Below are 26,215 nucleotides of genomic sequence, written 5' to 3'. Positions count from 1 at the left end.
TCCGTGGGCGGGTAAGCGATACCCCCAGCGTGAGGAAACCCCGGCGTTCACGCCGGGGAGGATGTCATTGCCAGCCGTCGACGCCGAGAGATCTGTGGCCGGCGAGCAGGCCAGCGCCGTCCACGAAACCATGATACCAGCCACACGCTCCCGCCCGCAGACGATGGCGGCTTTCTGACCGTCGCGACCCGCTCGCAGACATCCGAGCCCCCGCCGTCTCCGACATCCACCCGAACCTGATCGCGCCCAACGCCGCCCTGGAAGACCTCCCATCGGTCGATGGGACCGCCTGTGCCGGCGACATCGTGGGGTGAACCGCCTCGGGCAGTCGGTTTGTCCCGCCCGTACAGCCGGGGCCGCTCCGGCGGATCCGGGTCGCGGCCGCTCCGGAACTCGGCAGAGCCGTCCCAACGGCTCCCAGCCGGCTCAGAACTCGTTTTGCACGATATTGAGGGTCTGCTCGCGGTCGTCCCACGCGACGAAGACCGCGACCGACGTGGCGGAGGTGATGACGTCGTGGATGTTGATTCCAGCCTCCGAGATCGGCTGCACGATGTCGAGGATCACCCCGGGTCGGTTGGGGAGTTCCCCGCCGGTCACCCGAATGACCGCGATCCTGTCCTCGACGGTGACAGACGACAGCGTCTGGTCTTCGACCACCTTCGAGTGCAGCAGGTTCTCGGCTTCCTTCGATCGCTCCTCGCTCATGTAGAACGTCACCGAGTCCATCCCCGAGGCGACCGCGTCGATGTTGACCCCGGCGTCACGGAGCACCTGCGAGAGATCCGCAAGGATCCCGGGGCTGTTCCGGAGCGACCGCCCGGCGACGGTGATACACGACAGGGCGGCCTCCTGCATGTCGATGAGGTTCTCGAACTCGCCCTCGATGAGCGTTCCTCCGGTGAGGAGGTCGCCGTGCTGGTAGTGGACCACCCGGACGCCCAACCCGTCGTCCTTGTACGACAGCGCGGAGGGAGCGACCACCTCTGCCCCGCGGAACGAGAGGTTCCGCAGCTCGTCGACCGTGATCCGGCCGACGTTGCGCGCGCCCTCAACCACCCGCGGATCGCCGGTCATAACGCCCTCAACGTCGGTCACGATCACGACCTCGTCGGCGTTTATATACCGACCGAGCATGACCGCTGTCGTGTCGGAGCCGCCGCGGCCGAGCGTGGTGATCTCGCCGGCGTGGTTCTGTGCCAGGAAGCCGGTGATCACGGGGACGACCGCATCGAGGTCGGCCGCAAGCTCCTGTGTGCGTCGTGTGGTCGCCTCGACGTCGACTTCCCCGAGGTCGTTGGCGATGATCGGCCACCCGTCGCCGCCGGGTTCGACGAAGGCGGCGTCGATCCCCCGGGCGGCCAGCGCGGCCTTGAGCATCCGGACACTGGTGCGTTCGCCCATCGAGACGATCTCCGCGCGATCCCGATCCTCGGCCTCGAACTCGATCTCCTCTAAGAGTTCGTCGGTGGTGTTGCCCATCGCGCTCGCAACCACCGCGATCTCGTGGCCCGCTTCGACCGCCGCCGCGATGGAGTCGGCGGCGCGGTTGATCCGGTCCCCGGTCCCCAACGACGTTCCACCGAACTTCGCAACTACGCGCACTGGCCCCCCCATCGACGAACGGGTCCGCCCCGCAAGCGGTGCTGTGTCATGGCCGATGATAGCGCGGGGGGGGTGTAAAATCTTGTCTCCCGTCGCCGCCGTCGCCGACTGCCGATATTCGGCGTCGTCCCCGCAGTTCTCGCGGCTCCGCCCCGCCGCTCCGCCGTGACGTGGCAGCGAACCAACACCACCGCCGGCCGCCGGGGTCGAGTGGTAATTTAAGTCTCGTCGGCCGAATACACACGTATGGACGTAGCGGTACGGGACGCAGTCGAGGACGACGCCGAAACCCTGGGAGCCATCGCCGGCTTCCCCGCCGACGCGGTCCGGAACGTCATCCACGACCGGACGGTTCGGATCGCGGTCGACCGCCCCGGCGACCCGGGCCCCAACGCCGACACCCCGACCGACGACGACGCCGAGTCCGTTCTCGGGTTCGTGGCCTTCGACGTCAGGGACGCCACCGTCCACGTGACGCAACTCGCCGGTGACCCCGACGCGGCCGAACACCTCCTCGCCGAGCCCGTCCGGTTCGCGGTGCGCGAGGGGTTCGACGTGGCGTTCGTGGTCCCCGACGCCGACGCCGACGCCGCTGCGGCCGCCGAGGCCGCGGGGTTCACCGCGGTCGGGTCGGGGCCACGGTTCGACGGCGACTCGACCACGCGGTACCGGTTCGACCCGGACGAGTGAGCTGACACCGACTCACCCGGACGAGTGAGCTGACACCGACTCACCCGGACGAGTACGCGAACTTCCGGACCGTCATATCGAGGGTGTCGAGGTCGAGGATCGGCGCGTGTGCCACGTCGGGATCGATGTTCACCGACTTCTGGAAGTCGGTTTGGGCCTGCCAGCACCCGGAGTTGACCGCGAGAACGTTGTGGTACTTCCCCCACCCGAGCTTGTGGACGTGTCCGGTGTGGAACACGTCCGGAACCTCCTCCATCACGAGGTAGTCCCGTTCTTCGGGCGCCAGTCGCGTCTTCCCGCCGAACTGCGGCGCGACATGGCGCTTCTTCAGGAGCTGATACATAGCCTTGTGTGGTTCCTCGTAGCTGGCTTTCTCCTCCGGGAGTTCCGCGATGACCTCGTCGAGGGAGACACCGTGGTACATAAGCACGTTCACCCCCTCAACGGTCACCAGCGAAGGATTCCCCGTGATCCGGGCGTCGTGGGCGGACATGATGTCGCGAAGGGTCTCGTCGAACCCCGGCTGGGGTTCGGCGAGTCGGACCGCGTCGTGGTTCCCCGGGATCATCACGACCTCCATATCGCCGGGGACGTCCTTCAGCCGCTCGGAGAAGGCCTCGTACTGGTCGTAGATGTCGACGATGTCGAGTTCCTCGTCCTGGCCGGGATAGACCCCGACGCCCTCGACCATGTCCCCCGCGATCAGGAGGTACTCCACGCTGGCGGCCGCCTCGGAATGGAGCCACGACGCGAAGCGGTCCCACGCGCCGGCCTCGAACTCCCGGCTCCCGACGTGGAGGTCCGACACCAACGCGGCCTGGACGTGCCTGTCGGCGGTGTTCGGCGTGTGCGTCCGCGGCACGTCGGGGAAGTACATGGAATCGACGAAGACGATCTCCCCGTCGTCCGACAGCGTCCCCTCGACCGCGACGCACTCATCAAGCAGGAGTTCCTCAACCAGGCCAGCGAACTTGCGGTCCTTCATAACGAGACACGGGAACGTCCCGGTGGTGTCTTCGAGTTCGACGATCCAGTGGCCGTTCTTCGTCGACCGGATGTCGTTGACGAGCCCCACGATCGCGGCGTCGCTTCCCCCACTCATCGACCCGATCGCCTCCGTGGGCCGGTGGTTCACCCGCCCACGGAGCTGTTTCGAGAGCTTCTCGTAGCGGTCCCTGAACACCGTCACGAAGTCGCCGTACTCACCGGTTCCGGTACTCCGGCCGGTCACGTCGCCGACGATGTCGAGCGACCGGAGCGACGGGTCGGCGGTCCGGTCCACGGCATCTGCGGCGTCTGCGGCCGACCCGCGGGCGGCTTCCTCGACGGCCCCGGGTGGTATACTGTCGGCCGTCTCCGCCACGGTTTCTGATCCATCCCGGAGTCCGGTTTTGTCGCCGGCCCCGACCGTTTCAGACGACTGATCTCCAGTTGAAACGAAGGGGTGTTCGTCGGGGTCGGTCCGGGGTGCGGTCTCGCCTGACGCAGCCTCCGCAGCCGACCCGCCAGCCGTTCCGTTCGCGGACCGATCCTCGTCCGCACCCGACTCCGCGAGGGCGGCCCGAACGTCCGCGGCGGTGATCCGAAGCGCGTCGTCGGCAGCGTGGTCGACGACCGCCTCGACCGCGTGTTCGGGGACCCCGGCGCCCGAAAGCAGCGTCACCGCCTCCTGTTCGGCGTTGTACCCGCGTCGAGCGAGCTCTGTCACGATGCGAACCGGCGTCTCCAACGGCACACCGCTGCGAACGGGGCTGGCGTAGAAAAGCGTACTGCACCGGGCGACAGCCCAGAAGGTTGAAACGCGGCGGCGCAGAACAACCGCCTGATGACGGACGAGTCGGGCGACCCGAACGCCCCCTCCGACGACGACCGGGACGGCTCGCCGGAGCCCCGACCCGCCTCCGGCGACCGTCCCGACGGGTCGTCCCCACTGGGACACGACGGCGACGGGGTCCGTGGTCGCGACGTCGACGGGCACTCCGGCGATCACGGTCGCGACGGCCGCAGCCGTTCCACACGCGCTTCCGACTCCCACCGAGAGTCCGAGACGCCCCCCACTCCGGAGCCTGGATCACGGGCCGCCGGGCGCGAGGAACGTTTCCTCACACGGTTCCGGACGGCCCGCAGTGGGCCGCTGTTGTTCATCCGGGAGACGCTCTACAGCGCCATCGGGGTGCTCGCGGTCGGGCTCCTGTTGTTTGCGATCAGCGGAGTCTGGCCCCCGATGGTGGCCGTCGAGAGCGGGAGTATGGAACCCGAGATGCAGCGTGGTGACCTGATCTTCGTCACCGACCCCGAGCGGTTCACCCCCGGCTACGCCCAGGCGGGGATCGTCACCGTCGAGGTCGGCACCCAGGAGGGCTACCGGAGCTTCGACGGCAACGGGTCGGTGATCATCTACGACCCGCCCGACCGGGCGGGTTCGCCGATCATCCACCGGGCGCACTTCCGCGTCGAGGCGGGTGAAAACTGGTACGACCGGGCCGACCCGGCGTACCTGAACGCCGACGACTGCGAGTCGCTCTCGAACTGCCCCGCACCGCACGACGGGTTCATCACGAAGGGCGACGCCAACGCCCGGTACGACCAGGCGTCGAACATCGCCGGGCCGGTGCAACCCGAGTGGGTCCGCGGGACCGCGCGGCTCCGCATCCCGTATCTCGGCTACATCAGACTGCGGCTGGCGGGACTGATCGCGGCGTGAACCGGGAGCTGACCCCCGATCGGAGCCGCGTGCCGTTCACTCGTCGTACTCGAGCGAGTCGACCGCGTGCCGGGGCTCCTCGTCGTCGTCGTTCTCGTATTTGTACGTGACTCCATCCTCCTCGTCGGCGGTGACGGCGTGGGAGCCGTCGCAGAACGGCTCGTCGTCCGACAGCCCACACGAACAGACGTAGATGTCGCCGTCGTGGTCGTCGGGGTCGATCGGTGTCGGGCCGGTGGCGTCGTGGGTAACTTCGCGTGCCATACGTTCTTTCGGGACCGCACGCGGATATATTTCAGGCGACACTAGTGTCACCTAAACCGTCGCCCGCGACGCGGGATCGACGCCGGACGGAACCGACGGCGGTGGCGGCCGGCTACGACCCGTCGAGTTCCTCGAGCGCGGCCGCGGCCTCCCGCGCCGCCGTCAGGTGGTCGCTCGCTCGCTGCGGCTCGTCGGTGTCGGCCGCCAGCTGGGCGTGTCTGGTCAGCGCCGCGAGCAGCGACTCCCGGGCGGTCCGCCGGGTCGCCGGCGCACCCCCGTTCCCCGCCGCCGGTCGCTCGGTGGTCGCTGGATCACCGGCGGCCGGCGCGACGGCGGTTCCCCTCCCGACGGTGCGGTCCCGTCCGGGAGAGACTGTGGCACCCGCGTCGGCGACGCCGTTTGACGGCGTGCCCTCGGCCGTCACCCTCGTTTCCGGGCCCGCACCCGCTCCGGTTTCGGCGACCGAATCGGTTGCGCCCGCCCCGCCGGTTTCGGCGACCGAATCGGTTGCGCCCGCCCCGCCGGTGTCGGCCCCGCCACTCGCGGCTGCCGGGTCGGCGCCAGCCGGGTCCTCGGCGTCTATGCCCGCTTGGCTCCCGGCATCCGTTTCGCGTCCGTCCTTGGCGTCCGCTCCGGCTTCGGTCCCGGCGTCCGCCCCTGTCGCGTGCTGACAGTTCGGACAAAACTCCTGGCCCTCGTACTGGAAGATGGGCGACCCGCACTCCCCGCAGTGGCGGTTCGTCATCGTCGCCCCCTTCAGCAGGAGTTCGCTCATCTGCTGAGTCTGTTTTCGGCTCTCCTCCTCTGCCTCGTACTTCTCCCGAAGCCGCTCCCGCTCGGCCTCGGCGTCGAAGTCGCTCATACGCGGACTACAGGCGTCGTACCTCGAAAAAGCCTCCGGACGTCGCTCCGGGTGCCCCACAGCAGCGTCCCCACGTCGCTCACAGCAGCGTCCCCACGTCGCTCACAGCAGTGTCCCCGCGTAGAGGTACAACCCGGCCAGTGCGACCTCGAATATCAGTGTTCCGGCCGCCGACAGCACCACGAACCGTCGGTCGCCCATCCCCGCAAAGCCCGCCGGGACGGTGAGCATCCCGCGGGTGAAAAGCAGCGCGTTGCTCACGGGGACGACCACCGGTCCCCACCGCTGGAACCACCCGTCGAACCGGTCGAGCTTCGACTCCTCGATCCGGAACCAGGATTTTTGAAGGAGGTACTCCCGGCCGCCGCGCTTTGCGAGTTTGAACAGCGCGAACTGGCCCACCGTTGCGCCCAGTACCGCGACGCCGACCACGGGCACGAGCGCGCCGTCACCGAGCAACAACAGCGACCCCGGCACGATGAATTCGCTGGGCATGAAATACATCAGCATCGCGCCCTCGAGGACGAACACGCCGAAAAGCGCGAGGAAGGCCCACTCGGATTCGAGCAACGCGAGCAGCCGCGGGGGCATTGCGTCGACCTGGAGAGCGGGAGCGGGCCACATCGCTACGGAGTACCCTTGACCCGCACAAACCAGTTTCGCTCCGTGTTGTTGCGGTCACGCCGACAACGCGAGCCCCGCCGACACGAGCGACTTTTTTCCGCTCGCTCCCGAGTACGGGGTATGAACCTCACACACCGACCCCGACGGCTCCGCCGCGACGGCATCCGGGAGCTCGTCACCGAGGTCGGTCTCGACGCCGGTGACCTCGTCGCCCCGGTGTTCGTCGACGCCACCGCCGACGACCGCGTCCCGATCGAGTCGATGCCCGGACAGGAACGCGTGCCGGTGGACGAGGCGGCCGACCGCGTGGCCGAACTCCGGGCGGCCGGCGTCGAAGCGGTCATGGTGTTCGGGATCCCCGAGTCCAAAGACGAACGTGGGACGCGCGCGTGGGCGAATGACGGTGTCGTTCAGGCGGCGGTCGGCCGGATCACCGCCGAGACCGACGCGTACGTGATTACCGACGTGTGCTTGTGTGAGTACACCACCCACGGCCACTGCGGGGTTGTCGAATCCGCCGCCGCCGCCGACCCGACGCTGACCGTCCGGAACGACGAGACACTACGGCTGCTCGCGAAGACCGCGGTCTCACACGCCGAGGCGGGCGCGGACATGGTCGCGCCGAGTTCGATGACTGACGGGATGGTGGGCGCGGTTCGGGAGGGTCTCGACGACGCCGGGTTTGCCCATGTGCCGATCATGTCGTACGCCGCGAAGTACGAGAGCGCGTTCTACGGGCCGTTCCGCGACGCCGCCGACGGGGCGCCGGCGTTCGGCGACCGGAGGCATTACCAGATGGATCCCGGAAACGCCCGGGAGGCGCTCCGGGAGGTCCGACTCGACGTCGAGCAGGGCGCCGACGTCCTCATGATCAAACCCGCGCTGGCGTATCTGGACATCGTCAGCGCGGTCCGCCGGGAGTTCGGCCACCCCGTAGCGGCGTACAACGTCTCCGGGGAGTACGCGATGCTCCACGCCGCCGCCGAGAAGGGGTGGCTTGATCTTGAGGCGGCGGCCCTCGAGTCGCTGCTCGCGATGAAGCGAGCGGGTGCGGACCTGATTGTCACCTACTTCGCCGAGACGTTCGCCGACCGGCTGTAGCCGGGTCCGGCTGGCGGTCCACCGGCGCCGCCCCCACCGACCACGCGCCCACACCCACCCGCGCGCGACTGAACCCGACCGTACTGGCAGTATTTGCTTGAACGTTCGTCCACTAATCTCACACAGTCCGTGTGGCTGTTCGGCGATCGTTCACCTTATACACCTAATATTATTCACCAAATCATACGAACGTCTGGATACCCCAACGTATTTTGGACGAAATCAACTCCAAAATTTATATACTATCAGTACCTGGCGTTTCTCCGTGATTCGAACCACAAACCACTGCGGAATCGGCGCACCATCGGACAAACGTTCATCGGGTGAGGTGGCTGTATGGTGATTCCCTTACAGCTCGATCCGACCGCGGTTGCCAACGGCGTCAACAACGTCTGGATCCTCGTGGTCTGTTTCCTGATCTTCTTTATGCAGCCGGGGTTCGCGCTGCTCGAGGCGGGGCAGGTGCGGGCGAAGAACGTGGGGAACGTCCTCATGAAGAACATGACCGACTGGACGCTCGGCGTCCTGGTGTTCTTCATCGTGGGGGCGGCGTTCACGTCGATCGTCGGGATGCTGACCACCCCCGACGTCCCGCTCAGCATCGGCGGCGCGTTCGCGTACATCAACGACCCGACCGCCTACATCGGGTGGTTCTTCGGCGCGGTGTTCGCTATGACCGCGGCGACGATCGTCTCCGGCGCGGTCGCGGGCCGGATGAGCTACAAGGCGTACGTCTTCGTCGCGGCGGCCATGACCGCGATCATCTACCCCGCCATGCCGGGGGTAGCGTGGGGCGGCAGCGGTCTGGTCTCCGGCGCCGGCTACCTCGGTCAGATCATCGGCGTCGGCTACCTCGACTTCGCCGGCGCGACCATCGTCCACATGTGCGGCGGGATGGCCGGCTTGGTCGGCGCGAAGATGGTCGGCCCGCGGACGGGCCGGTTCGACTCGAACGGTGACTCACAGGCGATCCCGGGCCACTCTATGCTCTTGGCCGTCCTCGGCACGCTGTTCCTGGCGTTCGGGTGGTACGGCTTTAACGTCGGCACCCAGGCGACTGTGCTCGCGGCCAGCGACGGCGCGGTCGCGTTCAACGGCGGCGCGCTCGGACAGGTCGTGTTGAACACCACGCTCGGGATGGGTGCGGGCGGCATCGCTGCCATGCTCGTGTCCTCCGCCTGGCAGGGTAAGCCCGACCCGCTGTGGGCCGCAAACGGGCTGCTCGCCGGTCTCGTCGCGGTCACCGGCGCGGTCCCGCACGTCACGTGGTGGGGCGGCGTCATCCTCGGCGGCATCGCCGGCGCCCTGGTCCTGCCGACCTACCGGTGGGTGGTCGACTCGCTGAAGATCGACGACGTGTGTGGCGTCTTCGCGGTCCACGGCTCTGCGGGCGCGATCGGGACCATCCTGATCCCGTTCTTCGGCGTCACCGCCTCCGGCGGGTACACGTTCCTCGGCGTTGACCAGGTAGTTATGCAGGTCGTCGGCGTCGCGGTCGTTGGCACGTGGACGGTCCTCGCCACCATCGCGGCGTTCAAGATCGCGGATGTCCTCTTCGGGCTCCGCGTCTCCGAGGAGGAAGAGGAGGAAGGCCTCGACCAGAGCGAACACGGAGTGTCGGTCTACCCCGAATTCGTTCCGAACCAGAACCGCGAGGGTATCGCCACCGACGGCGGCGACGTCCAGACCGACGGCGGGGAGCCCGTCGCGGACGCGGAGGTGACCACCGATGAGTAACGACAGCACCGAAATCAAACTCGTGATGGGGTACATCCGGCCGGACAAACTCGCGGACGTCAAAGAGTCACTCGCGGAAGCGGGGGCACCCTCGCTGACGGTGACGAACGTATCGGGGCGGGGCTCACAGCCCGCGAAAAAAGGGCAGTGGCGCGGCGAAGAGTACACCGTTGACCTCCACGAGAAAGTAAAAATCGAGTGTGTGGTCGCCGATATTCCCGCCGAAGACGTCGTCGATGCGATCGCCGAGGGTGCCCAGACGGGGGAAAAAGGCGACGGGAAGGTGTTCGTGCTCCCGGTGGAGTCCGCACAGCAGATCCGAACCGGCAACACCGGCCCCGACGCGGTCTAACGCCCCGTCGGCCGTTTGAGAGGCGACACCCCGGCGCTCGGCGTCCGGACGCGCGGCACTGTTTTCTCACCGGTGACACCGTCGAGATCAACCCTGATACCGAGTACTCTCAGTGCGAGCGAACCTCGGAACCCTCCGCTCGCGGCTTGCTTCCCGGTCGGCGTCAGCGCAGCCGACCGCGATCGGACCCGCTTGCCGGAGGGCGACCACCTCCCGATTTTATGTATTATGGGCGGATAAATCGGTGGTATGGGACTCGACACAGTGGTTGTTGCGGTCGGGAGCGGCGACGAGGACAGACTGGAGGAGATCGTCGAGGCCGCAACCGACCTCGCGGGGCCGGCAGGGGCGACGATCAGGCTGGTTCACGTCTTCGAGACCGACGAGTACGACCGGATCCGCGGCCAACTCGACATCGACGCCGCCGACGAGGTCTCGCCCGACGAGGTCGCAAAACGACACGTGACGATCCGAAAACTCGGCGACGCCGTGGACGCCGCGGGGCTCACGCACTCTTGGCACGGCCGAATCAGCGACGCGGGCAACCAGGGCGGCGAGATCGTCACGGCCGCGTCGGACCTCGGCGCGGACCTGCTGGTGGTCGGCGGCCGCCGCCGGTCGCCCACCGGAAAGGCGGTCTTTGGCTCCACCGCCCAGGACGTGATGCTGAACGCCCCCTGCCCGGTCACCTTCGTCCGCGCGGAGTGACGCTGTCGGCGACAACCTCCTGGCGCGGTTCGACACCGCGGCAGCGTTCGGGCGATCGGTGGCCAACCGACCCGCTGCCGCCTGGCGAGAGCGCCCCCACGAGGGCGTCTAACCGACCCCGAGCCCGGATGGGCCACCCCTCCGGGCCGCCGCAACGACCGAGCGACACGGCCGAACGGCGGGACTGGGGGGCGCGCTCCCCAGCGTGACCGACCGCGCGCGGACGAACAGAAACAAACCACAGGGAGCCGCGACTCCCGGTGTGGAACTCACTCCGTTCACCGCCGCCGGCCTCGTGGTCGCGCTCGTCGGGTTCCGCCTGCTCAACCGCGCACGCCGGGCGATCCGGGCGCGGCGCCCCGACTCCGCGCGGTCCGCCGAGCGCACGCGCCCCGCCGCGACCGACCTCCGGGAACACGCCTGGAAGTGGGCAATCCCGGTGTGTCTTCTCGCCCTGCTCGCCGCCGAGGGCCGCTCGCTCGCGTGGATCGGGTGGCGGATCGAGTCGCCGGCGGTCGCGCTCCAACAGGTCGGGGTCGGGGTGGCTGTGCTGGTGGGGCTGAACGTCCTGTCGGCGCCCGTGTGGGCCCGCGTCGGCGACCGCGGCGACAGCCTCGCTGCGGGGCTGGGGGCGTTCGCGGCGCTATCGGTCCCCGAGCGCCTGTTCGTCGCGGTCACCGCCGGCGCGACCGAGGAAGCCGCGTTTCACGGGTACGCGATCGAGCGACTGCTCGCGCTCACCGGGAGCGCACCGCTCGCCGGCGGGGTGGGGTTTGCGGCGTTCGCAGTCGGCCACCTCGGCGACACCTGGGACCGCCACGCGGTCGCCCGGATCGCCCAACCCGCGCTGGTGACGACCCTGCTGTACCTCCAGTTCCGGTCGTTGCCCGTGCTGATCGCGATTCACGCGCTCCACGACGCCGTGGCCCTCCTGCTCGCCGACCGGTTCGCGTCGCGGTCGGGCGACGGCGACTCCGGCACGGACGAGGAGGCGTCGGCCGCGGTCCGGTGGCTCGACGGCGAGTGACCGGCCGGTATCGGGGTGTCCCATCCCCCCGTCCGAAGCAACAAGCCCTTTTGACGCTCGGTCGAACCACCGCGTATGAACCACAACGAGTCGCGGGCGCTGTACGATCGGGCGTTGTCGGTCATCCCCGGCGGTGTCAACTCCTCTGTGCGGGCAACACGCCCGTACCCGTTCTTCATCGACCACGGTGATGGCGCCTACGTCGTTGACGCCGACGGGAACCGCTACCTCGATTACGTGATGGGGTACGGCCCGCTGTTGTACGGTCACGACCCGCCGGACCCGGTCCAGGCGGCGGTCCAGTCGTACGCCTCCGAGGGGCCGATGTACGGTGCCCCGACCGAGGTCGAAGTCGAACTCGCGGAGTTCGTCGCTCGCCACGTTCCCTCTGTCGAGATGACCAGATTCGTGAACTCCGGGACCGAGGCGACGGTGTCGGCGGTGCGGCTCGCTCGCGGCTACACCGGCCGCGAAAAGATCGTGGTGATGCAGGGTGGCTACCACGGCGCCCAGGAGTCGACGCTGGTGGAGGGTGACCCCGAGGGGGCGATGCCGAGTTCTCCCGGCATCCCATCGTCGTTCGCCGAGCACACCATCCCGGTTCCGTTCAACGACGCCGGCGCCGTCGAGGACGTCTTCGAGGCCCACGGCGACGACATCGCTGCGGTCCTCACGGAACCGATCCTGGGGAACACCGGCATCGTCCACCCGGTCGCCGGCTACCACGAACGCCTCCGGGAGCTGACCGACGCCCACGGCGCCCTCCTGATCTTCGACGAGGTCATCACCGGCTTCCGGGTCGGTGGCCTCCAGTGCGCCCAGGGGAAATTGGGGGTAACCCCCGACGTGACGACATTCGGCAAGATCGTCGGTGGCGGGTTCCCCGTGGGCGCCATCGGCGGGCGCGCGGAGATCATTGAAGAGTTCACACCCGCCGGCGAGGTGTTCCAGTCGGGCACCTTCTCGGGGCACCCGGTGACGATGGCGGCGGGGTACGAGTATCTGAACTACGCCGCCGAGAACGACGTCTACGACCACGTGAACCGCCTCGCCGACCGGCTCCGCCGCGGGATCACCGACATCCTCGCCGACCGCGCGCCGTCGTACACGGTGGTCGGCACCGACTCGATGTTCAAGACCGTCTTTACTCGGCGTGGCGCGCCCGTCGACGGCGACAGCGGGAGCGACGCCGACAGCGAGGATCACTCCCTCGACGTCTGCGAGGCGGGGTGTCGCCAGCGCGAGTCGTGTGCGAAGTACGACCACTGCCCCAAGACGGGCGCGGACGTCGCCGACGCCGAAGCCGAACGGTGGGAGCGGATCTTCTGGCAGGAGATGCAAGAGCGGGAGATCTTCCTCACCGCCAACCAGTTCGAGTCGCAGTTCGTCTCCTACGCCCACACCGACGAGGACATCGAGGAGACGCTGGAGGCGTACAAAGAAGTGCTGTAGCGAGGCTGTCCGTACATCCCGCGACGCCACTCCCCCGAGTTTTTGTACGATACCGGCGAAACCGAACGTATGACCCGCCCTCCACGCGACGACCCGCCCGCCGCGCCCGACGGGGACGGCCGGGACGCCGACTCAACGCCGGGCGCCGACCCGACGCCGGGCGCCGACCGCGACGTTCACAAGCAGTCCGGGCGCGGCGGCCCCGCCGACCACACGGACACACCGCCCGGGGGCGGCGTCGGCGACGACGCCGGCACGTCCGAGTTCGACGACCCGCTCGGCGACCTGCTCCCCCGTCCGGGGGTGGACTCCCGGTGGTGGTACTGGATCGCCGCCGTGCCGGTGTACGTCGTTGTCGGCGTCGTGCTCGGGGTGCTGTTCGCGGTGGTCGCGCTGGCTGGCTTCGGGTTGGGGATCGACGGCGGCCTCATCGGGGTTGGGTTGCTGTTCGTGGTCGTGCTCGGCCTCGGACTCGTTGGGCTGGTGCTCACGCTCCTGTTTCCGATCGCGACGTACGTCGACGCCCGCGCGGTCGCAGCCTCCGACGCGTCGTGGACCCCCGACCCCTTGGTGTGGGGGCTGGCCGCGCTGGCGACGGTGGTGCTGAGCGCGTTCACGCTGAGTTTCGTGATGGCGATCTACTACCTCTACAAGCGCCACGCCGCGGTCGGGACGCCCTGAGGCGGCGACGTTGCGGCGCCGCGGGACCGGCGACCCCGAAGAAGTGGTCTTTTCACCCGTCGCCGCCGACACACTGCTAATGACTACTCGCGGGAGCCTCCGACTGGCGACGCGGGGTTCGGACCTGGCGCTTCGGCAGGCCGCAAGCGTCCGTGAGGCGCTCGTGGACCGTCGCTTCGAGGTCGAACTCCACGAGGTGGAGACGCGCGGCGACCGGATCACCGACGATCTCATCCACCGGCTGGGCAGAACCGGGGCGTTCGTCCGCGCGCTCGACGAGGAGGTGCTTGCGGCCGACGCCGACGCCGCGGTCCACTCGATGAAGGACATGCCCACTGACTTCCCGCCGGATCTCGTCGTCGCGGGTGTGCCCGAGCGGGCGGCGGCGGCGGATCTGCTCGTGACCCCGGGCGGCGCGTCGCTGTCGGAACTGCCGAACGGCGCGGTCGTCGGGACCTCGTCGCTCCGACGGAAGGCGCAACTCCTCGCCGAGCGGCCGGATCTGACCGTCGAGCCCCTCCGCGGCAACGTCGACACGCGGGTCGAGAAGCTGTTGGCGACGGGGTTGCAGGCCGAACACGAGCGGCGGATCGACGCCGAGGAAGCGGAGTCGGACGGCGACGAGGGCGACGACACTGACGACGCGCCCGAGTTCGACCAGTCGGTCGAGGCGTGGTTCGACGGACTGGCGGAGATCGAGCGTCGCGCGCTCGAACGCGACGCCGGGACCGAGTACGACGCGATCGTGCTCGCGGAGGCTGGGCTCCGGCGGTCCGGCCTCCTCCATCGACTCGAGTACGAGCGGCTCGACCCAACCACGTTCGTCCCGTCGCCCGGCCAAGGCGCGATCGCGGTCACAACTCGTGACGATGGCGACGCCGTCGACCGGGTTCGTGAGTCGGTGGATCACCCGCGAACCCGGGTCGAGACCACCGTCGAGCGGACGGTGCTCTCGGAGCTCGGTGGCGGGTGCATCGCGCCGATCGGCGTCTACGCCACCCTCCAGGGGTCGTACGTCCACGTGACCGCCCGAGTGCTCTCCGGGGACGGGGCGCGGGAGGTCGCCGACAAACGGGACCTCCCGGTCGACGACCACGTGAGTGCGGCCGCGTCGTTCGCAGCGTCGCTCGCGGATCGCGGCGCCGCCGACCTGATTGACGAGGCGCGCGAGGCCGCGGAGGAGTGACGATGGGCGACGATGCCACAGCGGACGACAACGCGGTCGGGGTGGTTTCGCTGGTCGGCAGCGGCCCCGGCGACCCGGAACTCCTGACGGTGAAGGCCCGGCGCCTGCTCGACGACGCCGACGTGGTGCTCCACGACAAGCTCCCCGGCCCGGAGGTCCTCGACACCATCCCCGACGAGAAGCGGGAAGACGTCGGCAAGCGGGCCGGTGGCGAGTGGACGCCACAGGAGTACACCAACCACCGCCTGGTCGAACTCGCCCGGGCGGGCAACCACGTCGTCCGGCTGAAAGGCGGCGATCCCTTCGTCTTCGGCCGCGGCGGCGAGGAAATGGAACACCTCGCGAGCGAGGGCATCCCCTTCGAGGTGGTCCCCGGGATCACCTCCGCCGTCGGTGGTCCCGGGGTCGCGGGGATCCCGGTCACCCACCGCGACCACGCTTCCTCGGTCTCCTTCGTCACGGGCCACGAGGACCCCACGAAGACGGAGTCGGCGGTCGAGTGGGACGCGTTGGCGGCCACCGGCGGCACCATCGTCGTCCTGATGGGTGTCGGCAAACTCCCCGAGTACACCGCCGCGCTCCGGGCGGCCGGGATGGATCCGGACACTCCGGTGGCGCTGGTCGAGCGCGCGACGTGGCCCGGCATGACGGTCGCAACGGGAACGCTTGACGACATCGTCGCGGTCCGCGACGCCGAGGGGATCAACCCGCCCGCGATCACCGTGATCGGCGAGGTCGCAGCGACCCGCAAGCGGGTGCTCGAGTTCCTGCGTGACCGCCCGGACGGCGACACGGGGGCGACCGACGCGTGACCCGGGATGTCCGCGTCGCGGTCTTTCGCCCCGACGATGAGCGGATGGCGGCGGCCGTGGAACTGCTCGACTCGCTGGGCGCGACGCCGGTCCCGGACCCGATGCTCGCGGTCGAGTCAACTGGTGCGGTCCCCGGTGACGCCGACTCCAGATCGGATCCCGCTGTCGTCGTCCTCACCAGCAAGACCGGCGTCGAACTCCTCGCCGACGTGGGGTGGTCGCCGGGTGACGCCACCCTGGCGTGTATCGGCCCCAAGACCGCTGCCGCGGCCCGAGACACGGGGTGGACGGTCGATCTGGTTCCGGAGGAGTACTCCTCGTCCGGACTCGTCGCGGCGCTCGACGACGACGTCGGCGGCAAGCGCGTCGCGGTCGCTCGCAGCGACCACGGCAGCGACACCCTGACCGACGGGCTCGCAGACGCCGGTGCCGAGGTCACCGAGACCGTCCTCTACCGCCTCGACAGCCCCGAGGGCGCCGGCCAGTCGACGGTGATGGCGGCGGGCGGCGAACTCGACGCAGTCTGTTTCACCTCCTCGCTCACCGTCGAGAACTTCCTCGACGCGGCCGACGAGCGCGGCGTCCGCGAGGAAGCCGTCGGGGGGCTGAACCGGGCGATCGTCGGCGCCATCGGCGAGCCGACCCGGGCGACCGCGGCCGACTACGGGATCCGGGTCGACGTCGTCCCCGAGAACGCGACGTTTGAGGCGCTTGCGACCGCGGTCGTGGAGGAAGCGGCGCCGACGTATCACGAGTGAGGCTCCGGGGCCAACCCGAACGTGGATTTAAATCCGAGAACGACCCACCGTCGGGTATGAGCGCGGACACGACGACCACCGACGGGCCCGTCCCGGCGCTCCGCGAACGGGCGGCGGCGTGCGCGGACCGGCTCCGTGACGCCGATTCCGTCCTCCTGGCCTCGCACATCGACGCCGACGGGTTGACGAGCGCCGCCGTCGCGGCGACGGCGCTCCGGCGGGCGGAGATCCCCTTCGAGACCGTGTTCGCGAAGCAGTTGGACGCCAGCGAGATCGAGCGGATCGCAGCGACCGACCACGGGACGGTACTCTTCACCGACTTCGGGAGCGGTCAACTCGACCTGATCGCCCCCTACGCTGACGCCGGGGCGTTCACGCCCGTCGTCGTCGACCACCACCAGCCCGCGGAGCTCCCCGACGGGAGCGACGACCCCGATCACCACCTCAACCCGCTGTTGTTCGGGCTCGACGGCGCGTCGGAACTCTCCGGGGCCGGCGCGAGTTACGCCCTCGCCCGCGCACTCGAACCCCCCGGCGGCGACAACCGCGACCTCGCGGGGTTGGCGGTCGTCGGGGCGACCGGTGACATGCAGGCCACCGACGGTGGGCTCTCGGGCGCGAACCAGCGGATCGTCGATGAGGGCGTCGCCGCCGGCGTCGTTGAGGAGGCGACGGACCTGCTCGTCTACGGTCGCCAGACCCGACCGCTCCCGAAGCTTCTGGAGTACGCCAGCGACGTCCGGATCCCGGGGATCACGAACGACCAAGCGGGCGCGGTGGAGTTTCTCTCTGGGTTGGATCTGGAGTTGCAAGATGACGGCGAGTGGCGCCGGTGGGTCGACCTCACGATGGCCGAGCGCCAGACCGTCGCGAGCGGGCTGGTGAAGCGCGCAATCGCCTCCGGCGTCCCCGCAGCCCGTATCGACGACCTGGTCGGCACCACCTATACGCTGACCGACGAAGAGCCCGGAACGGAGCTCAGAGACGTCAGCGAGTTCTCCACGCTCCTGAACGCGACCGCCCGGTACGAACGTGCGGACGTCGGTCTCGCGGTGTGTCTCGGCGACCGCGACGACGCGCTCGACCGGGCGCGGACACTCCTCCGGAACCACCGCCGGAACCTCTCGGAGGGCATCGAGTGGGTCACCTCTGAGGGCACGACCGTCGAGACCAACGTGCAGTGGTTCGACGCCGGCACGCGAATCCGCGAAACCATCGTCGGCATCGTGGCGGGGATGGCTGTCGGAACCTCCGAGATCCGGGGCGACATCCCGATCCTCGCGTTCGCCGAGACGTCCGACGACGAGGTGAAAGTCAGCGCCCGCGGGACCCACACCCTCGTCCGGAAGGGACTGGACCTGTCGGCGGTGATGCGCGACGCTTCCCGCGCGGTCGGCGGCGACGGCGGCGGACACGACGTCGCGGCCGGCGCGACCATCCCATCGGGGACCCGGTCGGAGTTCGTCGCCGAGGCCGACCGAATCGTCGGTGAACAGGTGTCCGACGGGTGAACTCCGGAGGCGGTTGGTGCACTCGACTCGGCTCCGCCGGCCCACCGACCTCCGAACGCCCGATTTAATAACTGTACTAGTATCTAATGGTAAGGTTATTATATCCACATCCAAATTTAATATCTACAGATGAAACTCTCCAGGCGGCAGCTGTTGTCTATGGCTGCGGGGACGGCGGGGACGGGGATACTCGCCGGGTGTACAGGCAGCAGAACCACTTCCGGGTCGGAGTCGGGCACGACGACAGCGCGGGCATCCTTCTTCGTGTTCGGCGATATCACCGATCGCGTCGCCGGCGAGGCGGCCGCGACGGATCTGCTCGTTCCGGTCGGCCAGCACGGCCACGGGTGGGAGCCCGGGCCGAGCGTCCGTGAGGACATCCGCGACGCCGACCTGCTCGTCCACGGAATGCCCAGCTTCCAGCCCTGGGTCGACGACATCAAAACCGACCTCGAAGCCGACAGTCCGGACGTGTCGGCGGTCGACGTGAGTGCGGGACTCGACCTTCTGGCGGCCGGTGGTGGTCACGACGGTGAGAATACCGAGAAAAGCCACGACGACGGCCACACCCAAGAGAGTCACGACGACGGCCACACCCAAGAGAGTCACGACGACGGCCACACCCAAGAGAGTCACGACGACGGCCACACCCAAGAGAGTCACGACGACGGCCACACCCAAGAGAGTCACGACGACGGCCACACCCAAGAGCACCACGACAGCGACCACACCGAAACGGGCCACGACCACGGCTCCGGAGCGGACCCCCACTTCTGGATGGATCCACTTCGGGTCGAGTCGGCAACGGGGAACGTCCGACAGGCACTCGCCGACATCGACCCCGACAACGCGGACGCGTACGCCGAGAACGCCGAGGCCTTCCGCGACGAACTCGACACCCTCCACAAGCGGCTCGAATCGGTCGTCGCCGACGCGTCGACGGGGGTCGTCCTCGTTGCGGGCCACAACTCGGTACAGTACTTCGGCGACCGCTACGGGGTGACAGTCGAGGCGCTGACGAACGTCTCGCCCGACGACCGTCCGACACCGCGGGACATCGAGCGTGCCCAGGACGTCATCGAGACGCACAATCTCCAGTACATCTGTGCGGATCCGCTCGAGTCACAGCAGGCCGCGGACCAACTCGTCGAGGCGACCGACGCCGAGGCGGTGCTGCCCCTGACTGCGATGCCGGGACTCACCGACGAGTGGGACGACGAGGAGTGGGGCTACGTCGAGGTGATGAAAAGCGTCAATCTCCCGACGATAACACGCGCGCTCAACGCACAATGGCACTCCTCGAAGTCAGCGACGCCACCTTCTCCTACGGCGACCGCCCAGTCGTCGATCGGGTCTCGCTCGACGCCGAGGAGGGCGAGTTCCTCGGCCTCGTGGGGCCGAACGGGTCGGGCAAGACGACGCTGCTCGAGCTGATGATCGGACTCCGCCGCCCCGACAGCGGGTCGGTGACGCTGTTCGGCGACCCCGCACACGAGTCGAGGCACAGCGGACGGATCGGATTCGTCCCACAGGACGTGGCGACCACGAACGGGGAGATGCCGATCACCGTCAGGGAGGCGGTCCGTATGGGGCGGTATCCACACAAACTGGCGAGCCGGTTCACACGAGCGGATCGCGACGCTGTCGACACCGCGCTCCAGCGGGTCGAGATCGGAGACCTCGCCGATCGCCGTATCGGCCGGCTCTCGGGCGGGCAGCGCCAACGGGCGTTCATGGCGCGGGCGCTCGCGTCGAAGGCTGACCTCCTCGCGCTCGACGAGCCGACCGTCGGCGTCGATGCCGAGTCTCGCGAGGCCTTCTACGACCTCCTCCACGACCTGAACCGCGAGGGCATCACCATCGTTCTCATCGAACACGACATCGGGGTCGTCACGACACACGCCTCGGAGATCGCGTGTCTCAACCGCGAACTGTTCTTCCACGGTGATCCCGAGACGTTCGTCGAAACCGACGCGCTGGCCGACGCGTACGGCGGCTCTCAGTCCCTCGTCCACCACCATCACTGATGACCACACTCCTCTCTCCCGGACCGGCCACTCCGTCCGTGTTCGGCCAGGTCGGCTCCGTCGACGGGATAGTGCGCTTCCTCCTCGACGACGTGTGGGGTGCGGGACTCGACCTCCTGGCCGGACTCAGCGGGATCGATATGCTGGCGTCCCCGTTCATGCAGCGGGCCTACCTGGCCGCGCTCTGCATCGCCGTGATCGGCCCCCTCGTCGGGAGCTTTCTGGTTCACCGGGAGGTGGCGATGATCGGTGATACGCTCGCACACTCGGCGTTCGCCGGTGTCGCTGCGGGACTGTTCGTGAACGCCACGCTCTCTGTCACCGTCGCGCCGTTACTGACAGCCCTGCTCGTGGCCGCCGTCGCAGCGCTGCTCGTGCAGACCCTCGTCGACTACGCCGGCGCGTACCGCGACACCTCCCTTGCCATCGTCCTGACGGGATCGTTCGCGGTCGGGAGCGTGCTCGTGACCGCGACCGATGGGGGGATCGCGGTCGGGATCAACGCCTACCTGTTCGGGTCGCTCGCGACGGTTTCGCGAACGAACGCCGCGATCCTGCTGGTGATGGGTGTGGTGGTGACGGCCGCTGTCACCCTCGCGTACCGCCCACTCGTCTACGTGACGTTCGACGAGGTCGGCGCCCGTGCCGCCGGCCTCCCCGTCACCCGCTACAACCAACTGCTGGCAGTGCTGACGGCGGGCGTCGTCGTCGGCGCGATGCAGATCATGGGTGTCATCCTGGTCGCGGCGATGCTGGTGATCCCTGTCGCCGCGGCGACGTCCGTCCGCGGGTTCAAACGCTCCATCGGGGCAGCGGCCTGTGCCGGCCTTCTCGCGACCACGACCGGGGTCACGCTCTCGTATCTGTACGATATCGCCGCCGGCGGAACCATCGTCCTCGTCGCGATCGGGATCTACGCGGCGATCAAAGCCGGCGTCCGGGGCCGTCGATACGTCTCCCGCCGGCGACGAACCCCCGACAGGGCCGTCTCGGCCGCGACGGCCGCGACATCCGACGGCGGAGACGACAAGTAGCGGGCGGCTCACGCGGTGTCGATGTCCCTCCTATGGTCGGTCCGCGTCCGCCTCACGGACTCCGTGGAATACGTCGAAATCGCTGTAGGCCTATTCTATATATCGAAATACGATTGATGGGGTCGCCGCCCCCGGGTACGGTCCCGATAGCGAAGACGACAGGCACCCCGGCGTTGGAGCCCCAGCCATAGACCGAGCCACCGCGCGGAGAGATTGGGGTGGTGGCGTCGGACAGCCTCATCGGCCGTGTTCGTCGCGCTCGACGCGTCCGTGGTCACGCTGGCTGCGACGCTGTCCGTTCTTCGGCGAATTCGGCATCAGCGACAGTGTTTCCGGGGCGTACCACTGGCTGGACTACGCTGACTGCCCTCGACAGCCGTAACGAGCGTGTCATAGAATGGCTCCCGCGGTTGTCCACGTACTCGGAGCCAGTAGCCCCGAGACGAGCGAAACCGCACCGTACAGCAACAGACCGTTGGAAGTACCTGATGATACACGCACAAATTGACATCCTCCTCCGGCTAAAGCTGGATGAACCCCGAGCGTTGGGATATTAAGCTTTGCAACTCGCCTGTTCGCTCGGTGCGAAACGCCCCGAGGTTTGGTTGAACGGGAAAGCTACTGGCCGTGCCAAACGACCGTTACTCATATCCTCCGTTGGAGGACTCTGAGTTATCTTTCTGCGGATAGTCACCGCTCCATCCACGTCTGCGTTCATCGTCGCACCACACGACTCACAGACGTACAATCCACGCTTCACACGATTCGCACCACGCTTTCGACCACAGCACGAACACGTCTTGCTCGTGTCCCGCTTGCTTGTACGGTCTACAGAATATCAAGGCGAGTGTCTCGGGGCTTGACCCCGAGGTACTTCACGAGGATGCCGTGTTCTTCCGCTTTGTATCCGAGCAAGCGGGTGAAGCGGTCGAATTCCCACCCGTGAAGTTTCTTGTTCCCACGCTTCCCCCAGTTCCGAGACTCGCCGTTCTCGTCCTCTCGAACATCGCTCAACTCACCGATGGCGATGCGACCATCCGTTCTAGTTTAGTGGAGAATCCTGTCGCTATCTGCTGATTAGATATCGTCGCAACTACCCGGTCGAGGAACCCGGTGGGAAGTGTGTACTCTCCACCGGACTCGGTAGTTGTTGACCGAATTCAAAGAGCGTTTCCCTCTGATGAGTTGCGCGAGCGCGCTCGCGCAACGAATCTCGTTGAGCGTGAGCGGAAGTTCGACATCGTTGCGCTGTTTTACACGCTCTCGTTTGGCTTCGCTGCTGGCTCAGACCGCTCTCTGCAAGCGTTTCTCGACCGCTACGTCGAGATGGCTGACTGCGACGAACTCTCTTACGCAGCATTCCACGACTGGTTCGAACCGGGCTTCGTTGCACTCCTTCGAGAGATTCTCGATGATGCCATCGAGAATCTCGATACCGGACGAACCGACTTGAACGGACGTCTCGAACGATTTCGAGACGTCCTCATTGCTGACGCGACCATCGTTTCGCTGTACCAGGACGCCGCTGATGTCTACGCAGCAACTGGCGAAGACCAAGCTGAACTGAAGCTCCACCTCACGGAGTCACTCTCGACAGGTCTTCCAACACGGTTCCGTACAACTGATGGAACAACCCACGAACGGAGTCAGCTACCCACCGGAGAGTGGGTAGCTGACGCCCTCATACTGCTTGATTTAGGCTTCTACGATTTCTGGTTGTTCGACCGAATCGACCAGAACGGCGGGTGGTTCGTCTCCCGCGTCAAGGAGGACGCGAACTTCGAGATCATCGAAGAACTGCGGACGTGGCGGGGAAACAGTATCTCGCTGGAAGGGGAGTCGCTGCAGGCCGTCCTCGACGACCTGCAGCGACAAGAGATCGATGTCCGCATCACGCTCTCGTTCGATCGCAAGCGAGGGTCGGGCGCCAGCTCGACCCGGACGTTTCGACTGGTCGGGCTGCGGAATGAGGAGAGCGAAGAGTACCATCTCTATCTGACGAATCTGGCGCGTGAGGAGTACAGTGCGCCCGATATCGCGCAGCTCTATCGGGCGCGCTGTGAGGTCGAACTGCTGTTCAAGGAGTTGAAGTCGCGGTTCGGCTTGGACGAGATCAAGACGACCGACGCCTACATTATCGAGGCGCTGATCATCATGGCGGCGATTTCGTTGATGATGAGTCGTGTTATCGTGGATGAGTTACGGTCGATTGAGACAAGACAGCATAAGGTAGAGGCTGCCGCGGACGCCGACTCGTCGGCGTCGCGGCTCCCTCGCCGTCGCTGTTCGCTAGCCGTTGAACGCCACGCTCATCTGATCCAGCTGTATCTTATGATTGAGCTGGGCTACGAACTGCCGGATTTGGACGAGCTGTTGCTGTGGGCATCACGAAATCCAAATCCACACAGAGATCGGTTACGTGAGCAGGTTGAACGAGGTGAGTTCGGCTTTGACCGCCACTAAACTAGAACGAATGGCGATGCGACCAACCCCGTGGGCGATGCACTGCTCAACGACGTGCTTGGCGAGCGCGTGTAACACCAACCGCGTCCCGCGTTCTCTACCGCTGATCGGCGTTTCACCGTCTGCCGGACCGCCGTATATACTATATCGCTATACAGAATCGGGATCTCGGGGGAACTGGAGGACAAACAAGCCACTGTCGGTCCCGGGTACCAAATCGGGGTTGTTCCACGCACTGTCACGCCTCGGGCAATGTCCATCTGTATCGGGACCAGACATCGAACGGGACGGGGTGATCAGCACTGGCGCTCCCTGCTGAGTACGGGTTTCCGGATGCAAGCGCACGGATTCCCCTCCTGATACTGTCGGCTATAACTACGTGAAGATTTTCGACACCCCGGGGTGTCGAAATACGTCACGCGACTATAGCCGACAGTATGAATCCTCGACGGCGCCAGCACCGACGGCGAACTGTACGGGGGACGACGCGTTCGTCCTCACGCCGCGGGGTCGGCGCCGCCTCCCCGCTGTGTTCCCAGTTCGGTGTCGAGCGGGTCCTCAAGGTCACCCACCACCGCCTCGAAGGCGTCTGTCGCGGTCACCAGCCCCGCCACCTCGCCGTCGTCAACGACCAAGGCGAGTTCCTGGTGTTCGACCTGGAACCGGTCGACCACCTCGCTGATCGGCGTTGAATCGGACAGCGTCATCGGCGGCGCCGCAATATCGCCGAACGTTGCGTCCCCTTCCCGGAGGTCGTCGATGTGGTCGATCACACTGGGGACGTAGACGATCCCGCGGAAGTCCGACGGTTCCGCCCCGACCAGCGGCAGCCGGGTGTGGGGGTTGGATCCGATTCGGCGGAGGTTCTCCGACATCGACTCCTGGGTGGACAGAAACACCACCTCGCCGACGGGTGTCATAACCTCCCGGACCGCCCGATCACCCACGGCCAGAGCATTGATAACCTCCTCGCGCCGGTCTTCTGGCACGTCGCCGCGGTCGAGTACCGACCCGAGTTCGTGCCGGAGGTCCGCCCGCGTCTCGATGGAGTCGGTCTCGGCGCCCAGCCACGCGCCAGTCATATCCACGCCGAACAGTTTGAGCGTCGCCTTCGCCACCCCGTCGCCGATCGCGATGATCGGGGCGATGGCTTTCGCGAACCAGTACAACGGGGTGGCGCCGTACCGGACCACGAATTTCGAGCGCTCAACGCCGAGGTATGTGGGCGTCTGTTCGCCGTGGGTGAGGTGGAGGAGGTTGATGATGAGGAAGGCGACGATCCCGCCGGCGCCGACCGACGCCAGTGCCGTTGCCTGGAAGTATGGCTCGAACAGCGACGCTAACGCGGGTTCGGCCACGATCCCGACCGCGATGCTAGAGGCGGTGATGCCCACCTGACAGCTCGTGAGGTAGATCTCCAAGTCGTCGGTCATCTCCCACCCTCGGCGGAGCCCCGGTTCGTCGAACTCCGATTCGGCGTACTGCCGCACCCGGGTGAGCCCGAACTCGATGGCGACGAAGAAGCCGTTCGCCAGAATCAATCCGACCCCGGCGAGAAGCCGGAGGGCGACTTCGAGGCCGTTCATACCCCGTTGATCAGCCGGCCGAATCAAGTATGCAGCGACGCGCACCGGGCCGCCCGGTCCGGCTCCCGGACAAAACCGGTTTGTACCGGCGCCGGCCACGTACACGTATGACCGAGTTCGACCCCGAGCGGTTTGAGGACAAGTACGTCCACTACTTTCCTGAGCTCCAGCGCGCGTACAAGAACGCCTTCGAGGCGATGAGCGAGCGGTACGGTTCGGAACTGATCCACGCGATCGACCAGCAGATCCTCAACGAGTCGGAACCGTTCTACGACGACGGGGCGTTCCGGATCGAACTCCCCGATGACCCCGCCGACCGGGTGACCGCAATCGTCGTTGACGACGAGAAGCTGTCGGCAGCACTCGATGCCTACGTCGAGGAACTCCGCGAACAGCTTCGGAACGTATTCGGGGTGGCCGACGGGGAGTGAGGCGGGATCACACCGGCAGTGTTCAGAGTAGGGCGGTGCGACTGGAGACACCTCGAGAGCCCCGGCCGGCGGCGGCCGGTTAGCCAGCCGATGTGGGCGGGACTGAACGGGGGCTTTCGAGGTGGTCACAGGGTCACCAGCTTATCCGAACACTACCGATCACACCGAACCAAAGGTCTAAGCCCGTTGCCGCCGAACTGTGTCGTATGAGTGCTGACACTGCACGTGGCGACGACGACCTCAAAGAGCGGATCACGAACTTCCTGCGCCGGAACTTCCCACAGATCCAGATGCACGGCGGCTCCGCCGCGATCCAGCACCTCGACCGCGAGGACGGCGAGGTCACGATCATGCTCGGCGGCGCGTGTTCGGGGTGCGGCATCTCCCCGATGACGATCCAGGCGATCAAAAGCCGGATGGTCAAGGAGATCCCCGAGATCGAGACGGTCCACGCCGACACCGGGATGGGCGGCGGTGGCGGCCACGACGAGGGCGGGATGTCCCCCTCGTTCCCCGGCGAGACCACAGATGATGCCGGCAGCGACGAAGGGCCGCAGGCACCGTTCTGAGCGGGACGCCAGCGCTCCCGAAGATCCCGTT

General features: G+C 67.3%; 24 protein-coding genes and 2 pseudogenes. 19 read left to right on the top strand and 7 right to left on the bottom strand.

Features of this window, described 5'->3' with window-relative positions:
* Nucleotides 1-426: 426 nt before the first annotated feature.
* The gene (locus IEX72_RS12770; RefSeq protein ID WP_188787948.1) at nt 427-1,605 is read right to left on the bottom strand and encodes an aspartate kinase; all 1,179 of its coding nucleotides are present in this window, start codon (nt 1,603-1,605) and stop codon (nt 427-429) included.
* A 246-nt stretch (nt 1,606-1,851) separates the two neighbouring features.
* Between IEX72_RS12770 and IEX72_RS12765 the strand changes: the two genes are divergently transcribed.
* The gene (locus IEX72_RS12765; protein ID WP_188787946.1) at nt 1,852-2,295 is read left to right on the top strand and encodes a hypothetical protein; all 444 of its coding nucleotides are present in this window, start codon (nt 1,852-1,854) and stop codon (nt 2,293-2,295) included.
* A gap of 40 nt (nt 2,296-2,335) precedes the next feature.
* Here IEX72_RS12765 and IEX72_RS12760 read toward each other — a convergent pair whose 3' ends face one another.
* Complete coding sequence (locus IEX72_RS12760; RefSeq protein WP_188787944.1) at nt 2,336-4,030, bottom strand: DNA-directed DNA polymerase II small subunit; 1,695 nt, start codon at nt 4,028-4,030, stop codon at nt 2,336-2,338.
* A 90-nt stretch (nt 4,031-4,120) separates the two neighbouring features.
* On the opposite strand from IEX72_RS12760, the gene IEX72_RS12755 reads away from it, so the two are divergent.
* Complete coding sequence (locus IEX72_RS12755) at nt 4,121-4,999, top strand: S24/S26 family peptidase (protein WP_394354612.1); 879 nt, start codon at nt 4,121-4,123, stop codon at nt 4,997-4,999.
* Nucleotides 5,000-5,035: 36 nt separating this feature from the next.
* On the opposite strand, the gene IEX72_RS12750 is transcribed toward IEX72_RS12755, so the two are convergent.
* The 3 genes from IEX72_RS12750 to IEX72_RS12740 form a co-directional block, all read right to left on the bottom strand.
* Nucleotides 5,036-5,263: a CDGSH iron-sulfur domain-containing protein gene (locus IEX72_RS12750; protein ID WP_188787942.1), complete on the bottom strand. Its 228-nt coding sequence runs from the start codon at nt 5,261-5,263 to the stop codon at nt 5,036-5,038.
* 112 nt (nt 5,264-5,375) lie between these two features.
* Nucleotides 5,376-6,125 carry an Sjogren's syndrome/scleroderma autoantigen 1 family protein gene (locus IEX72_RS12745; protein ID WP_188787939.1) on the bottom strand — a complete coding sequence of 250 codons (750 nt, stop codon included), beginning with the start codon at nt 6,123-6,125 and terminating at the stop codon, nt 5,376-5,378.
* Nucleotides 6,126-6,227: 102 nt separating this feature from the next.
* Complete coding sequence (locus IEX72_RS12740) at nt 6,228-6,749, bottom strand: DedA family protein (protein WP_188787937.1); 522 nt, start codon at nt 6,747-6,749, stop codon at nt 6,228-6,230.
* A gap of 120 nt (nt 6,750-6,869) precedes the next feature.
* On the opposite strand from IEX72_RS12740, the gene hemB reads away from it, so the two are divergent.
* From hemB to IEX72_RS12670, 14 genes and pseudogenes are all read left to right on the top strand, one after another.
* Nucleotides 6,870-7,850: a porphobilinogen synthase gene (hemB, locus tag IEX72_RS12735; protein ID WP_188787935.1), complete on the top strand. Its 981-nt coding sequence runs from the start codon at nt 6,870-6,872 to the stop codon at nt 7,848-7,850.
* Between the two features lie 336 nt (nt 7,851-8,186).
* Complete coding sequence (locus tag IEX72_RS12730) at nt 8,187-9,587, top strand: ammonium transporter (protein ID WP_188787933.1); 1,401 nt, start codon at nt 8,187-8,189, stop codon at nt 9,585-9,587.
* Nucleotides 9,580-9,939 (top strand): P-II family nitrogen regulator, encoded by a 360-nt coding sequence (locus IEX72_RS12725; RefSeq protein ID WP_188787931.1) that lies wholly within the window; start codon nt 9,580-9,582, stop codon nt 9,937-9,939. Before IEX72_RS12730 ends, IEX72_RS12725 begins: the two co-directional genes overlap by 8 nt.
* A gap of 249 nt (nt 9,940-10,188) precedes the next feature.
* A complete protein-coding gene (locus tag IEX72_RS12720; RefSeq protein WP_188787929.1) occupies nt 10,189-10,647 on the top strand; it encodes a universal stress protein in 459 nt (152 codons plus the stop codon).
* 262 nt (nt 10,648-10,909) lie between these two features.
* The gene (locus IEX72_RS12715) at nt 10,910-11,674 is read left to right on the top strand and encodes a CPBP family glutamic-type intramembrane protease (protein ID WP_188787927.1); all 765 of its coding nucleotides are present in this window, start codon (nt 10,910-10,912) and stop codon (nt 11,672-11,674) included.
* A 75-nt stretch (nt 11,675-11,749) separates the two neighbouring features.
* Nucleotides 11,750-13,126 carry a glutamate-1-semialdehyde 2,1-aminomutase gene (hemL, locus tag IEX72_RS12710; protein WP_188787925.1) on the top strand — a complete coding sequence of 459 codons (1,377 nt, stop codon included), beginning with the start codon at nt 11,750-11,752 and terminating at the stop codon, nt 13,124-13,126.
* A gap of 69 nt (nt 13,127-13,195) precedes the next feature.
* Nucleotides 13,196-13,807, top strand: coding sequence for a hypothetical protein (locus IEX72_RS12705; RefSeq protein ID WP_188787923.1), 612 nt, complete (start codon nt 13,196-13,198; stop codon nt 13,805-13,807).
* A 79-nt stretch (nt 13,808-13,886) separates the two neighbouring features.
* Nucleotides 13,887-14,993: a hydroxymethylbilane synthase gene (hemC, locus tag IEX72_RS12700; RefSeq protein WP_188787921.1), complete on the top strand. Its 1,107-nt coding sequence runs from the start codon at nt 13,887-13,889 to the stop codon at nt 14,991-14,993.
* A 2-nt stretch (nt 14,994-14,995) separates the two neighbouring features.
* Complete coding sequence (gene cobA / locus IEX72_RS12695) at nt 14,996-15,805, top strand: uroporphyrinogen-III C-methyltransferase (RefSeq protein ID WP_188787918.1); 810 nt, start codon at nt 14,996-14,998, stop codon at nt 15,803-15,805.
* Nucleotides 15,802-16,563: a uroporphyrinogen-III synthase gene (locus IEX72_RS12690; RefSeq protein ID WP_188787916.1), complete on the top strand. Its 762-nt coding sequence runs from the start codon at nt 15,802-15,804 to the stop codon at nt 16,561-16,563. The genes cobA and IEX72_RS12690 overlap by 4 nt, the downstream gene beginning before the upstream one ends.
* A gap of 56 nt (nt 16,564-16,619) precedes the next feature.
* Entirely contained in the window at nt 16,620-18,074 is a 1,455-nt protein-coding gene (locus IEX72_RS12685) for a DHH family phosphoesterase (protein WP_188787914.1), read from the top strand.
* A gap of 129 nt (nt 18,075-18,203) precedes the next feature.
* Nucleotides 18,204-19,286 (top strand): annotated as a pseudogene (locus IEX72_RS12680) (metal ABC transporter substrate-binding protein); the annotation flags it as partial.
* A 77-nt stretch (nt 19,287-19,363) separates the two neighbouring features.
* Nucleotides 19,364-20,101 carry a metal ABC transporter ATP-binding protein gene (locus IEX72_RS12675; RefSeq protein WP_188787911.1) on the top strand — a complete coding sequence of 246 codons (738 nt, stop codon included), beginning with the start codon at nt 19,364-19,366 and terminating at the stop codon, nt 20,099-20,101.
* Nucleotides 20,101-21,135, top strand: coding sequence for a metal ABC transporter permease (locus IEX72_RS12670; RefSeq protein WP_188787909.1), 1,035 nt, complete (start codon nt 20,101-20,103; stop codon nt 21,133-21,135). Before IEX72_RS12675 ends, IEX72_RS12670 begins: the two co-directional genes overlap by 1 nt.
* Nucleotides 21,136-21,688: 553 nt before the next feature.
* Here IEX72_RS12670 and IEX72_RS12665 read toward each other — a convergent pair.
* A pseudogene (locus IEX72_RS12665) lies at nt 21,689-22,170 on the bottom strand (zinc ribbon domain-containing protein); the annotation flags it as partial.
* A 78-nt stretch (nt 22,171-22,248) separates the two neighbouring features.
* On the opposite strand from IEX72_RS12665, the gene IEX72_RS12660 reads away from it, so the two are divergent.
* A complete protein-coding gene (locus tag IEX72_RS12660) occupies nt 22,249-23,598 on the top strand; it encodes an IS4 family transposase (RefSeq protein ID WP_188787906.1) in 1,350 nt (449 codons plus the stop codon).
* 497 nt (nt 23,599-24,095) lie between these two features.
* Here IEX72_RS12660 and IEX72_RS12655 read toward each other — a convergent pair whose 3' ends face one another.
* Nucleotides 24,096-25,184, bottom strand: coding sequence for a CNNM domain-containing protein (locus IEX72_RS12655; protein ID WP_188787904.1), 1,089 nt, complete (start codon nt 25,182-25,184; stop codon nt 24,096-24,098).
* 107 nt (nt 25,185-25,291) lie between these two features.
* Here IEX72_RS12655 and IEX72_RS12650 point away from each other — a divergent pair, with 107 nt between their 5' ends.
* On the top strand, nt 25,292-25,615 hold the full coding sequence (locus tag IEX72_RS12650; RefSeq protein WP_188787902.1) for a DUF5783 family protein: 324 nt from the start codon (nt 25,292-25,294) through the stop codon (nt 25,613-25,615).
* A 206-nt stretch (nt 25,616-25,821) separates the two neighbouring features.
* The gene (locus IEX72_RS12645; protein ID WP_188787900.1) at nt 25,822-26,184 is read left to right on the top strand and encodes a NifU family protein; all 363 of its coding nucleotides are present in this window, start codon (nt 25,822-25,824) and stop codon (nt 26,182-26,184) included.
* Nucleotides 26,185-26,215 lie beyond the last annotated feature (31 nt).

This window comes from Halobellus salinus, assembly GCF_014646875.1.
Taxonomy (GTDB): domain Archaea; phylum Halobacteriota; class Halobacteria; order Halobacteriales; family Haloferacaceae; genus Haloquadratum; species Haloquadratum salinum.
The sequence above is the reverse complement of the archived record's forward strand: the minus strand, read 5'-3'. Positions and strand labels throughout refer to the sequence as shown.